The sequence below is a fragment of the Lactobacillus sp. HBUAS51381 genome (assembly GCF_012641095.1).
In the GTDB taxonomy this organism is placed as follows: Bacteria; Bacillota; Bacilli; order Lactobacillales; family Lactobacillaceae; genus Levilactobacillus.
In genome coordinates this window covers 78,763-92,796 of sequence record NZ_JAAVSC010000004.1, presented here as the reverse complement: position 1 = coordinate 92,796, position 14,034 = coordinate 78,763, and the positions used below count along the sequence as shown (strand labels likewise).

The window sequence follows — 14,034 nt, the reverse complement described above, 5'->3', positions numbered from 1 at the left end:
TTTTTTCGACCAGCAATGGAAAAACAGTTCATTTTAAACCATTCTGGCCAACTCATTCTAACTAAAAAAGCGCTACCCGATTGCTCGAGCAACGCTTTTCTCATGATTCAATATTACTAATGTTCCCGTTTCTTCCAGCCAAGCGTTCCGACCAAGGCACCCAGTAAGAGTAGCCCCATCACAGCAAGACCTGACTGTTGGCGCTCATCCGTCTGTGGCAACGTGGCAGCTGATTGTGACTTGACTGGCTCTGCTAATTTCTGGACCTTAGCGGCTTGACCACTAGCCAGTGGCTGACTGGTAACCTTGACTGCCTGACCACCGGTACGCGACGTGGTAACTTTCTTGACCACTTTTCCGGTCGGTTTCTTCTCTGGCTGCTTAGCCGGCGCCTTTGGCTTTACCTTATCGGCAACCTTAACGCCATTGCCACCGGTTGCTGGCTTAGTTGCTGGCTTGTTTCCCGGCTCGGTCGGTGGCGTCACTTCGCCACCGGTGTCGCCCCCACCACCGGTCGTGGTGTTGGCCGCATAGGTGACGACAATGCTCAAGTCAGCGCTATCCGGTGTTACCGCTTGTGCCGTGGTCTGCGTCAAATCATTGGCGGAATCCGTGGTGGAAACGACGTGCATCCCCGTCACTGCTGGGTTCTTAACCCCGGCAAAGGTCAGGGCATCACCGGTCTGGTAAACGACCCAGCTTGGATCCGTTGGCTGACCCGTGACATCTAGTTCTGGCGTTCCCGTAGCCGCCGCATTGCTATAGGTCACGGCGTCTTGGGTCACTTGATCCGTCACCGTGGCGAAGGTCATCGTCTGGGTAACCGGATTGGCTACCTGTTTCTGTTGCTGATCCTGATAGGTGATCGTTTCATTGACGGCTTTTTCGGTCGTCTTGAAGGCGTGGGCCAACGTAATCGTGAAGGCCAGATTAGTATCGTCGGCTTGCCCAAAGACAATCGCACTCGTGCCATCCGCGTTCTTGGTGGTATCGCTGACTAGGGTATAGCCTTTAGCCACCTCGGGATCAATAATCGCCGCGGAATCAAAGGTACTGGTGGTCCCAATGGCGCCACGAAGTTCGGGATTGGTCGTGTAATCCAAGACTTGAATGGTCTTGCCAGTCGTGGCGTCCTTCACCGTTACCGTGGCCCGTTTGGCTTGTGCGTAGACCATTCGCACGGCCTGTTTCGCCCCAACGAACGGAATGTCAGTGGCTGAACTGATGTCCGTCCAGGTCTGACCATCGGTGCTGGTCTCGGCACCCGTGTAAACGTAATCTGGAAAGTCTTTTTGATACCCATTCAGTGCGAGTGGCGTATCCGACGTGCCACTATAGCTGTCGGTCACCGGCATCCCATCCTCAGTCGTGATCGGTGTAAAGTTACCCGTAGCATCCTCGGTACCATAACTAACCGCGAGATTCCAAGGCAAGACATCCTTGTAGAAGAGAATCGTCCAGTTCTTAGACGCATCGGTCAGCGTAGTCGTCCAGCTTGGCTGAGCAGTGGCCTTGCCGTTGCCGGCCAAGTAGTCCGAATACAGACCCGTGCCGTCTAGAATCAGGCCGGAGAAGGTGTAGCCCTTACTGAGCTGTTGGTTCAGGAAAGACATGATCGTCGCGTTACTCTGAACATTGACGTCAGAGCCAACCTCACCCGAGATCAACGTCGATGGTGCCAGCGTTAACTGTTGCCCATCGGCCTGTAGAAGTTGCACGTTAACGTTTAAGTCACTGACATTTTCGGCAAGGTCATAGGGTTGAATGATGTATCCGGCAAAGTCACTGTTGGGATCTGCCCACGTGGTTGACAGGCTGCCGTAATTACCGTTGTTGGCGACTTGTAAATTGTACCAAGATAAGGTGTTACTGTTGACGTTACCGGCATCGGCGCTGGATGGGAATAAGGACGGATATTTAGTATTCCCAGCATTGTCGAAGCCCTTAATCGGCAGGTTGCTGGCCCCTAAATCTTTGATGATGAACGAAGGTGTCGTGTAAGTGAGTGCCCCATCGGTCGTGGCGCTCTGCCCCGGGGCAAGCTTGGTGCTAACCGTGATCGGCGCCAATAAGATGTGTTGATTAAAGAGACTGGTCCCCGTCTTAATATTGAGATTTTTATCTGTGGCGAGTGGCGAAATATCCGTAATTTGGTTATACGGCATATTGACCTCGGTCAACTGGTCCTTGTTGCTCAGAGCAGAAATATCATTCACAGAGAACAAGGTGATATCGACGCTCCGTAACTGACTTAAATTGCTCAACGCTCGAATATCCCACAGGTTACCTGACTGAAAGCCATTTCCAAACGTATTGATGCTCACCATTAGAGCAGGTTGCAAGTAGAGTGTCTGGAGATTAGTAGCGTTCTGAAGGCCTTCCAATGTCGTCATGGACATTAACGCCATGTAGTAACTGGTATACTGTTTCCCAGCACCGTTGACTGACTGTAACAATTCATTGCTTGAAATACTCGTCACCGTAGCCAATTCGGCCTTGGTGAAATTATTACGAAAGTCACTAATCGTGGCGTATTTCTTGGCGAAATTACTCTGCCAAAGAAAATATTGTAGTCCAGAATCGGGCATCCACTCATCAATGTAGAGGGGACGTGTCCCATCAGAATACTGTAATGGCGAATTCACATCCATGCCCTTAGCGTCTTGGGCAATGTTGTTGGCGTAGGTTTCACCTAGCCACGTGCCTGCCCCCTGCGCCTGATACTTCGCACTGTAGCCGTTGTAGGCCCGTAAATCCGTGCTGACCCCATCAGCATCGGTATGGTCATACGTGTACTGTAACCGCTGGGTCTTGCTGACGTTGAAGACCGGTTGTCCCGTGACCTTATCCGTCAAATTATCCGGGTTCTGAACGGTAATTCCCGTCTGCACGGTTGCCGGAGCTTCGGCCGGAGTAGCCACATTGAGTGTTGCGTCGGCCGGAACGATGTTCTCATTTTCGGCCTCCGGTGTACCTGGCGTTTCAGCTACTCCAGAGCCGCCATTCCCCTGAACTTTAGGTGCCGGGGTGGTATTCCCAGCATCGCCTTGACCAGTCGTTGGTGTTTCCGTTGCATCGTTAGCCGGTGCCTCGGAGGCTTGTTGATTGCCCGACGTAGATGACCCGTCTTTCAAAGCCCCATCGTTGTTGACATCGTCTTTGATACCGCTTCCATCATCAACTGCGCCATCCCCCGTTGTGCCACTAACACTTTTGGCCGATTTCAAGGCGACTTCCTGGGGCTGATCGCCAGCCGTCTGGTCACTAGCCGCCTCTGTTGCCGGTGCATTGTCGGCCGCCTGAGCTGTTGGCGTGGCCTGGGGTCCCGCAATGATCCCAACCGCCATACTGGTTACTGTGATACCAGCAACCAGCCAGCCCTTATGTGACTTGTACATCTTGTAATGTGTTTTCCGTTCCACATTCCTCATGATAATCCCCCTCTTAACGATGACCTGATTAAATGTTTTCCGCATAAGCACTTTTTGTTATCATTGTCATTATCCATTATAGACAGGTTGTGAGGTGTAATCAATGGCATAAAGCTTTTTGGGGGATAAATATCTGTTAAAAGTACTGTTATCCTTGAAAACAAGCGGTTCGCAAATTCAACAACACATGTTAATGTTTGTTAGGTATGATATTAAACGGTAACAATAATCGTTGTTTTGCTGACACGTGTAAACCGTTAAACGGACTATTTTGTTCACGCAATGTGTTACACCGATGAATTATTACGACAATCAGGTTTAACCTTTACAACCACGCGTTTCGGCTGGTTAATGAATGATCCGGCGTCCACTACGCAATTACTAAAAAGGGCGAGAAGTTTGCTGGCGTATCTGGGTCTTGTAAGAGCATGGCCGATGCCGTCTTGACGATTATTGCTGACCCCTCCCTATACGAAAATGAAACTATTGGGATTGCCAATCCGGATACCAAAGGCGATTCACGAGCTTAGTGGAGACTGACAATGAATTGGCTCTATGAAAATTTCATTCACAGACTTGATACTAATCAATAGGCAAATAAAAATATCCATAAAAAAGCGGACCTGAACTGCTGCAAGCGTCCCTATTTAAAAAAGACAGGTACTAGAAGTAACTCTAGCATCTGTCTTTTTTAGCATCCGCCCACAAATTTCTGGTGGGTATTTTGGTGGGGAACTACTTGATTTTAAACCAATTTTGACTAGGTATAGCCCCTTAAAACGCTGTCTTATCGGCATTCACAACTCAATTTGTCTATGGGAATTATTCCCATTCAATAGTCGAAGGCGGCTTACTCGTAACATCATACAGTATGCGGTTCACATGATCTACTTCGTTTACGATCCGCACGGAAATCTCCTGTAAGACGTCCCACGGAATACGGGCAAAGTCAGCAGTCATGCCGTCGATCGAGGTAACCGCGCGGATGCCGACTGCGTAGTCGTACGTCCGGCCGTCACCCATGACGCCGACACTCTTGATGTTTGGTAAGACCGTAAAGTATTGCCAAATATCGCGATCGAGACCGGCCTTCTTGATTTCTTCACGCAAGATCAAGTCACTATCGCGGACGATTTGTAACTTTTCTGGCGTAATCTCGCCAAGAACCCGAATCCCTAAACCGGGACCAGGGAATGGCTGACGCCAAACCAAGTCGCTGGGCATCCCCAGCTTTTCGCCCAGTTCCCGCGCTTCATCCTTGAACAACGAACGTAAAGGTTCAATCAACTGGAAGTGCATATCTTCCGGCAGGCCACCCACGTTATGGTGGGACTTAATGGTCTGGGCGGTATCCGTGCCACTTTCAATGACATCGGTGTACAGCGTCCCTTGGGCCAAGAAGTCGATGCCATCGAGCTTCTGGGCCTCGTCGTTAAAGACTTGGATGAACTCGTTACCGATGATCTTCCGTTTCTTTTCGGGTTCGGTCACGCCGGCCAGCTTACTTAAGAAGCGGTCCTGCGCATCCACCTTGACGATATTCAAGCCGAACTTGCCTTCCAGGCTATCCATGACTTGCTTGGCTTCGCCCTTCCGCAACAGACCGTGATCGACAAAAATACTGGTCAATTGCGTGCCAATGGCCTTGTGCAAGAGCACGCCAACCACGGAGGAATCCACCCCGCCGGACAACCCGAGCAGAACGCGCTTGTCGCCAACCATTTCACGGATGTGTTCAATTTGTAGGTCAATGAAGTCATCCATCGACCAATTGGCGGTTGCTTGGCAGACATCAAAAGCAAAATGCTTTAGGATGTCATTCCCATATTCGGTGTTCCGAACTTCCGCGTGGAATTGAATCCCGTAGAAGTTCCGGGTCGTATCCTGCATGGCAGAGATCGGGCAATTTTCACTCGTTGCCACGCGTTCAAACCCATCTGGGACTTGAGTGACCAAGTCCCCGTGGCTCATCCACACCGTCTGAGTCTTCGGCGTGCCCTTGAACAGCTTTGCCTCGTCACTCAAGACGGTAATGTCCGCCCGACCGTATTCCCGGTTATCGGCGGATTCAACCTTGCCACCGGCCAAGCTATGCGCCATCAGCTGCATGCCGTAGCAGATCCCCAGAATTGGAATCCCCAATTCGAAGATTTCCGGATCAACATTGAAGGCACTACTGTCATACACACTATTCGGTCCACCAGAGAAGATGATTCCCTTGGGGCCCCAAGCCTTAATCTCAGCCGCACTCATCGTGTGGGCCTTCAGTTCGGAGTAAACGCCCATGTCACGAATCCGGCGCGTAATCAATTGATTATATTGACTTCCGAAGTCCAAGACGATAATCTTATCGAATTTGGACATATCAACGTTTGCCAAGCCATTCACCCTTTCTTCTTTCTCAACATTGTATCTATCATACCGATTTCTCAAACACGGGTCAATCTAAATCCAACAGAAATCGGGCGAAATTAGTTCACCCGTTAATCTACTCGGTCAGGGTTTCGTCGCTGATTACCAGCGATTCCCGTGTAGGTTCAGCCGCAAATGGTAGTACGTCTGCCGGTCCAATTTACGCCGCTCGACCGCCACAAAGCCGTACTGCGCGGCCAACTTGGCCAACTGGCTGCCGGGGCGCACGTCCAGCCCCATCGCCGCCAGCCCACTGCGTCTGGCCCGGTGAATGGCATCGCCCATCAGCCACTCATCAAACCACTGTCCTTGGTAGGTCTTGCCCCGATACCGTCCCCGCACCGTCAGCAGATCCAAATACCACTCATCCGGTCGCGCCCGTGGCGTCACCACCAGCTGCTGGGGCGGGGTGACCTGTAGCCGGGCAAACAGCGCCGACCACTGATTATCCAACGTCGGTTCAACCGCGGCCGGGTAGCCATACGCGACGCCCACGGCCACGCCCTGATTCTGATAAACGCGGGCCTGCGGGTAACCGTAGCGAAACCGCGGCTGGTGATACCCCACGAAGAGCAGCTGGGAGAGTTGTTCCTTGCTCAGCCGCCGCAATCGGCGCAATTGTCGGCGCTCCAGCTCGTGAAGCACCAGCGTGGCCACCGAGTCGGCATCCACGATCGTCGCGTCTCGTAACATGCCGTCACCTCCTAGTATTTCCGCAGTAGCAGGCGATCCACGCGGTGATGGAACGTCTTGTGAATAATCATATCCGCCCGGTTGCGCGTCGGTAAAATATATTCTTCCAAATTTTTCAGATCGATATCGTGCCAGACTTGCTTGGCCTTGGCGATCGCCTGATCATGCCCGCCAATCGCATACGGATAGTAATAATTGGTCGGGTCCTGAAAGGCCGTGTTCAGCAGCAAGTCAAAGCGCTCCAGAAACCAGTCCTCAATCAGCCCGGGATCGGCATCCACGTACAAGGAAAAGTCGGTAAAATCGCTGACATAAATCTGTTCATTGGTCGGCAACTGCAGCGTGTTAATCCCCTCGACAATCAAAACGTCCGGGTGCACGATGTAGTCGAATTGTTCCGGGACAATATCATAAATCTTATGCGAATACACCGGCGCCTTAATCAGTGGCTTGCCGGCCTTGACGTTATTTAAGAACCGAATAAGTCCCGCCATATCGTAGCTCTCCGGAAACCCCTTGCGCGCCATGAGATTGCGTTTCTTCAATTCCTCGTTGCTGTACAAGAAGCCATCGGTCGTAATCAGCTGAATCCGTTGGCCTTTAAAATAATGGTTCAGCAGCACTTCCAGCAACCGCGCCGTGGTACTCTTCCCCACCGCCACGCTCCCGGCAATCCCAATGATAAATGGAACGCGGTGTGGCGCCTGTTGGAGAAAACGGGCCTTATCCTGCTGTAACTGCTGATAGTGGTCGAATTCCAGCTGTAGTAGGTGAATCAGCGGGATGTAAATATCCTGAACATCTTGCAATGAGATACGATCATTAAACGCCTTGATCTGCCGTAAGCTTTCCTGCGTCAACGGCAACGTCGCATCGTCGGAAAACGCCCGCCACTGTGCACGCGTAAACGCATTGTAATTGATGGGATCTGACATGGGGACACCTCAACTTTTTCAGAAATAATTAGCCCCATTATACCGCAGATGGGGACCAATTCCTTGTGCTTCCGCGAGAAAAAATGGCGGAATTTTTCGTTTCAACACATAGCAAAAGGGCCACCCGCTATGACTAGCAAGTGGCCCCCGATGCAACGCGCCGATATGAAATCAGCGTCGTCGCAAACGCCATTATGGGAATTATTTATCTAAACTAATATTTAAAGTTCGTGAACACGATCCAGTCCTCAGCTGACAGGGTCTATCGCCATTAAACTAGTCATCAACGACCACCTGCGTCAGTCAGAGATTCCGGCGCTGTGGGGACCGCCTACATCTCCGGCTGCCTCCGGTTACGTTTGTTGAAACCTACCAAACGTGCCGTGACATCGCTGGGGTGGCAACGTTCCGCCAGTTTAATTGGATACGCCTCATGTAGCCGTGAGTGAGTCAAATTTGGTCTCAGCCGTGGGAGTTTCCAAGTGTTTTGCTTGGAAACTGGCGTCTTTGAGACGCGGGCTATCGGCTCAAAGCGAGGGAAAAGACAGCCCTTTGGCTTTTCCCGTCCTTCCCACCGCACTCCAGGCCAAATTTGGCGAACGGTAAGGCGGCCAATTTTCACTTCATTCGTGGCACACCAACTTTGTCTGCATTAACACAATACTTCATACTCATCGGTCGGTACATCGCTCAACAACGGTGAGGCCTCGCCAACCGCGACCAGGCTCAGCCGGTGCATCGCCCGCGAACAGATGGTGTACAGCAACTGTCGCTCGTCATCTGCCCCATAGCGACTGGCCGACGCGTGCCAAACGATGACGGCATCGAATTCCAATCCCTTGGCGAGGAACGATGGCACCACGATGACGCCCGGTGCCAGTCGTTGATTTTCCGACTGGATCAGCGTGACCGCAACGTCTTGTGCCCGCAACTGTTCAGTCAGTGCCCGGCAGTCCGCCAGGTCCTTCCCGATAATGGCCGTTGTCTCGTCCTCGGCGTTGTTCTGCTTAATCTGGGCAATGACCCGTTGCAGGGCCGCCTGTTCATCCCCCGCTACCGTGAGCGTTGGCAGTTCACCCTCGCGATCAAAGGCCGTGACCGCCTCACCATTCTTTAGAATGTGTTTGGTAAAATCGGTGACCTGCTGCGTTGAACGATACGACTGCGTGAGCTGAACGACCTTGGTCTTGTCCGGATCAAACATCGTACTGAGCTCCTGAAGCAACGTCCGACTATTTTCCTTGGTAAAGATGGCTTGGTTCAGATCCCCGAGCATCGTAAACCGGGCCCGTGGGAAGCTGTATTTCAGAAAAGCCAGCTGGAAGGCGTTGTAGTCTTGAATTTCGTCCAAGAAGACGTAGCGCATGTCGCGTTCACCGGTCTTCCCCGTCATCTTATCGTAGAGGTACAGGTACGGCGTGGTATCGACCAACTGCATGGTGTGATCCCTGAGCTTGGCAATGGTCTCCTCCACACTCGCCTGCCAATCGGCCACGGTGATGTGATGGGCCGGCAAGTCGATCCGCTTCGGAATATCTCTGAGCATGTGCACGTACTGGTTGTTAATGCTCAGGAACCGGGCCCGGACAATCGCCTTACGAATCGGACTAAAAGCCTGCATGACCACCTTACGCGCTAAGAATTGGAATTCCTTATCCGCGGATTCAAATTCCCGTGGGTCATCCCCGTACAACGCGTTCAACTGTTCACGGTCGAGGTCCTGAATCTTTTCCTCAACCCACTTGGCCCGCATTTCACTAGAGATCCGGCGATTGAGAATCCGAATCAGTGACTCCTTGGTCGCCTGCAGCCGGTTAGCCAAATGGTAATTGCGGTTGAAACTATAATAAATTTCTTGAATTTTTTCTTTCGGGATAAAGACCTTCCCGTTGAATTTAATATTACGGAAGACCATATCGGTACTTTCCAAATGATCGGCGTACCCCGTCACGGCATCAAAGAAGTCGAGACTTCCCTTCAACCGGTTAATCCGTTGTTGGGCTGGCGTATTCGATTCGCCAAAGCGTTGCGCCAACGTTTCCACGTCAATCTTGGGTAACCGACGACCAGCGTACTGGTAGTAGGTCATCTGGACCATGTTGTGCTCACCTAGTTCGGGCAAGACCTGGTCGATATAGTCGTTGAACAATTGGTTCGGCGAGAACAGCATGACCTGTCCCGCCGTCAAGTGACCCCGGTAGCGGTACAGCAGATAGGCGACCCGTTGTAAGATAGCGGCCGTCTTTCCAGACCCCGCGGCCCCTTGGACGAACAGCAAGTCGGAACCCGTGTCCCGAATAATCCGGTTCTGTTCCTTTTGAATGGTGGTGACGATGCTCTTCATCTTGGTGTCGGAGTGTTCACTCAGCGCCGACAGTAGCATCTGGTCGGTCACCGTTTGATCGGTATCATACAGCGTAACGATGGTGCCGTCTTCAATCTGAAATTGCCGTTTTAGCTGTACGTCAACGGTTTGCTCGCCGTCTGGCGTCTGGTAGCTGACATTGCCCAACTCGCCATCGTAATAGATGCTAGAGATGGGGGCCCGCCAGTCGTAGATTAAGAAATGGTCGGGTGAATCGGAGAACGAGCCTAACCCGATATAAATGGTCTCAGGCTTCGCTTTGGGGTCTTCTTGAAAATCAATTCGAGCAAAGTACGCCTTCTTCTCCAAACGCTTCAGAGTACTCAACTCGGTCGTGGCGTGTTGCCAGCTGTTCTGCCGTTCGGCCAACATCTGTTGTTGCTGGCGAACGGAGAGTGCGGTTTCCAGGATACCTTCGTAGCTGTCGGTCTTGATCCGTAAGTCATTGACAAAGTTCTTGCGAATCCCCGCCTCGTCATTCTCGGCAGAATCGATCCGCTTCTTGGATTCGGTTTGTGCGACCTTAATCTTCGCGACCACCGTATCTAAATGTTCTTGCTCATGAGCCTTAATTGAATCTGGCAAGCCAATCCCTCCTCGAATTAATGGGCAAATCAGTCATCCAAATCAACAATTATTGTCAGCCTCCGAATCCCCATGCTCCCCCGTGGTTACCCGGATACATCACAATAATTCGACTTACCATTCTACACTTAATCCCCTTATAAATAAAGAAATGTGACCGCCGAAAGACCGAAACGCCCAAAACGTTGACAAATTCCCAGCTAACAAGGTTTGACGCCATTAAATTGACTCGCAGCGACCGCCTTACCGTTCGCCAAATTTGGTCTGGAACGCGGTGGGGAGGACGGGAAAAGCCAAACCCCTGTCTTTTCCCTCGCTTTGAGCCGATAACCCACGTCTCAAAGACGCCAGTTTCCAAGTAAAATTACGTGGAAACTCCCACGGCTGAGACCAAATTTGACTCACTCACGGCTACATAGAATATCGCCAATTAATTGGGATAAACGCTGCCTTTCCAATGATGTCATCGCACGTTTAGTGGTTTCCAACCGTCGTAACCGGAGGCAGACAGAGGTGTAGGCAGCCGTGACAGCGGTGTTAGCTGTGCAGCAGCTTACAGCGCGGGACGTGTTTGGAGACTGATGAACTTTGTCAGGCTTCAAACCGAGCCGGAGGACCGCTTCTCAGACCGCAGGCGGTCCCCACAGCGCCGGAATCTCTGGCTGACGTAGGTGGATCATGACCTCCCTTATCAGCTGAAACCGGTAAGGCGGCCAACATCGTCAATCATTTAGGATGGCTTAATTTCAGTCATCTGTCGGCAACTTTGGTATAATTGAGTGGAAATTTTTTCGGGGGTGACTCTATGGATCAAGTGTCTTTATTAATTATCTTAACTGCCGCACTGGTAACACCGTTAGTGATGGCGAAATTCAAGCTTACCGTTCTACCAACCGCCGTCGTGGAAATCCTGGTGGGTATTATGCTGGGACCCAGTCTCTTCAACGTGGTGCACACCAATGCCACGTTAACTTTGCTCTCCAATACCGGGGTCATCTTCTTGATGTTCCTCAGTGGGATGGAAATTGACTTCAGCCTCTTCAATCGCCGGAAACGACCACAGACGCCGTTAGCCGCCAAGGCCGCCGGCAACGCGCCCAAGTATTCACCGGTCTTCATTGCCGTTAGTAGTTACGTTGCCATTGCCGCGAGCGCCCTTCTCTTGGGCTTCGTTTGTCAGTGGACCGGCCTGTTCAAGGACCCGTGGTTGGCTGCCATTATCTTCATGACCATTTCGCTGGGAATCGTCATCGCCACGCTCAAGGAGAAGGAGCTCCTGAGCAAGCCCTTTGGCCAAACGGTCCTGTTGATTGCCGCTCTGGGGGAAATCGTGCCCCTCTTTGCCCTGACCATCTACGCGTCAATCTTCGGCAAGGGCGGGAAATCCCTGTGGCTGCTATTGCTGGTCTTTCTGGCCGCCGGCATTCTCTTTCGGCGGTTCAAACCCTTCTTCACCTTCTTCGAACGCATCAACAAGTCCACGACCCAACTGGACATTCGCCTGGCCTTCTTCCTCATCTTCAGCATGGTGGTCATCGCCGAATCCGTGGGGGCCGAGGGTATCCTGGGGGCCTTTGTTGCCGGAATTGTGATGAAGCTTCTCCAACCCCAAGAAGACACGCGTACCCGGCTGGACGGCATTGGCTACGGCTTCTTCATCCCCATGTTCTTCATGATGAGCGGGGTCGACTTAAACCTGCGGACGCTGTTGGCCGATTCGGCCACGCTACTCCTGATTCCGGCCTTTCTGGTGGCCTATTTACTGGCGAAGGCCGCGGTCTACTTCATCCTGCGCTTGCGGTTCAAACGCGGCAACGCCTTCGCCGGCATGGCGATCACGTCGGCCACAATCACCATGGTACTGGCCGTCTTGCAGGTGGCCAAGACCATGAAGGTGGTCACTAGCCAACAGTCCGGGGCCTTCCTCTTGGCGGCCATTTTAACCTGTGTGTTGGGACCCCTGCTCTTTAACACGGGCTACTCCGCCGAGGCCGAGGACCTGAAGAAGTCCACGGTTCACTTCATCGGAACCAATTTACTCACCGTTCCCGTAGCCCAACAACTGGCTGATAGCTGGTATGACATCAGCATGTATACCGATAAACCCGCCAATTACAAGACCTACAACTCCGAAGTCAACGTTTCCCTCTTGGACTCGTTGGATACGGATTATGTGACCGCTCAAGACGTTTTTGACGCCGACATCGTGGTGCTGGGGCATTTCAATGCCAATAAGAACTACGAGTTGGCCAAGGCGGCGAAAGCCTATGGCGTCAACCGGGTGATCGTGCGCTTCGAGGACCGCAACGTACTGGACGAACGAGAAGACGAATTGACCGACCTGGGCATCGAGGTCTACAACACGCCCAACGTCAACATCGCCATGTTACGTAGTCTGATTGAGGCACCAACGACGCTGCGGCTGATGACGGCCTCCACCTCCGCCGTGTACGAGGTGGCCCTGCGCAATCGACGCTACACCGACCAACAGATTCGCAATCTGGATTTTGTCGGCGACGTGACCATCAGTCAGATCTTCCGCAACGGCCATTTCGTTCGACCAACGGGTAGTACGCTATTGAAATTTAATGACCGAATTATCTTCACCAGTTCGCCGGAAAAAGCACGTGAAATTCGGCGCGAACTAGGCATTCTGAACTAAAACTGTTACAATGAGACCCGCACCGTTGATTGTGGTCTGGACCTGTCCCCGTGGCAGGCGGACCAATCACGTTGAGCTAAACTAAAAGGAGCGAATGACATGGCGACAGTTGAACTTTATTTGGTGCGTCACGGCCAAACCTTTTTGAACAAGTATTTCCGTATTCAGGGATGGATCGATGCCCCGTTAACCGACAAGGGCCTGGCTGATGCCAAACGGGCTGGGAAACGACTCGCAGATATCCCCTTTAACGCGGCCTACACCAGCGACATGTCGCGCGCGAAGAAGACCGCCGAAATCATTCTGGCGGCCAACAGCCTCGACGTTCAAGCCTTGCAGGTTGACCCGGCCTTTCGCGAAGAGAGTTTCGGCTTTTTCGAAGGCATGGACGAAGGTGAAACTTGGCACACCGTGGGTAGTCCCAAGGGCTTTCACACCTTTGACGACATGATTGCCGGCTTAACCATTGAGAAAACCAAGGACATGTTCCACGCCCAAGATCCATACGGCGATGCCGAAGACAATGCCGCCTTCTGGGCCCGCCTGCAGCCCGGCTTTGACCGGGTAATCGCCGCGGCCAAGGATGGTGACAAGGTACTTATCGCCACGCACAGCACGACGATTCGGAGTACCGTTTCTAAGTTCTCCAACATCGACATTTCGATTCCCGTCGACAACGGGAGCATCACGAAGATCACCGTCACGGACGGGCAGTATCACGTGGACTATTACAATAATTCTGAGGGCACGCTTTAACCCGTACCTTCTAAACCTGACGTTCAACCCTTCACCGGTTGGGCGTCTTTTTTTCACACCAAGCTGGGCGGGGAAAAGGACGACGATTTAAATTGTTCGAAAAATCGTGCAACAAAAATTGGCGAATTTACATTAGTAATAAGTAGAGGGTCCGCTCGAGGTGAACGGACCCGAGTGAATTGAAATCATGAGTTG

7 protein-coding genes are annotated in these 14,034 nt (G+C 52.1%); 2 read left to right on the top strand and 5 right to left on the bottom strand.

Annotation, left to right across the window (positions count from 1 at the left end):
- Positions 1 to 116: 116 nt before the first annotated feature.
- From HEQ50_RS02565 to helD, 5 genes are all read right to left on the bottom strand, one after another.
- The gene (locus tag HEQ50_RS02565) at positions 117 to 3,431 is read right to left on the bottom strand and encodes an LPXTG cell wall anchor domain-containing protein (RefSeq protein ID WP_168898954.1); all 3,315 of its coding nucleotides are present in this window, start codon (positions 3,429 to 3,431) and stop codon (positions 117 to 119) included.
- An 822-nt stretch (positions 3,432 to 4,253) separates the two neighbouring features.
- On the bottom strand, positions 4,254 to 5,795 hold the full coding sequence (guaA, locus tag HEQ50_RS02560; protein ID WP_211089177.1) for a glutamine-hydrolyzing GMP synthase: 1,542 nt from the start codon (positions 5,793 to 5,795) through the stop codon (positions 4,254 to 4,256).
- A 150-nt stretch (positions 5,796 to 5,945) separates the two neighbouring features.
- Positions 5,946 to 6,536 carry a hypothetical protein gene (locus HEQ50_RS02555; protein WP_168898951.1) on the bottom strand — a complete coding sequence of 197 codons (591 nt, stop codon included), beginning with the start codon at positions 6,534 to 6,536 and terminating at the stop codon, positions 5,946 to 5,948.
- Positions 6,537 to 6,547: 11 nt separating this feature from the next.
- Positions 6,548 to 7,471 carry a type I pantothenate kinase gene (coaA, locus tag HEQ50_RS02550; RefSeq protein ID WP_168898949.1) on the bottom strand — a complete coding sequence of 308 codons (924 nt, stop codon included), beginning with the start codon at positions 7,469 to 7,471 and terminating at the stop codon, positions 6,548 to 6,550.
- 652 nt (positions 7,472 to 8,123) lie between these two features.
- Positions 8,124 to 10,421, bottom strand: a complete 2,298-nt coding sequence (helD, locus tag HEQ50_RS02545; protein ID WP_168898947.1) for an RNA polymerase recycling motor HelD — start codon at positions 10,419 to 10,421, stop codon at positions 8,124 to 8,126.
- 805 nt (positions 10,422 to 11,226) lie between these two features.
- On the opposite strand from helD, the gene HEQ50_RS02540 reads away from it, so the two are divergent.
- Both HEQ50_RS02540 and HEQ50_RS02535 read left to right on the top strand, forming a co-directional pair.
- Positions 11,227 to 13,083, top strand: a complete 1,857-nt coding sequence (locus HEQ50_RS02540) for a cation:proton antiporter (RefSeq protein ID WP_168898946.1) — start codon at positions 11,227 to 11,229, stop codon at positions 13,081 to 13,083.
- A 99-nt stretch (positions 13,084 to 13,182) separates the two neighbouring features.
- Positions 13,183 to 13,839: a histidine phosphatase family protein gene (locus tag HEQ50_RS02535; RefSeq protein ID WP_168898944.1), complete on the top strand. Its 657-nt coding sequence runs from the start codon at positions 13,183 to 13,185 to the stop codon at positions 13,837 to 13,839.
- Positions 13,840 to 14,034 lie beyond the last annotated feature (195 nt).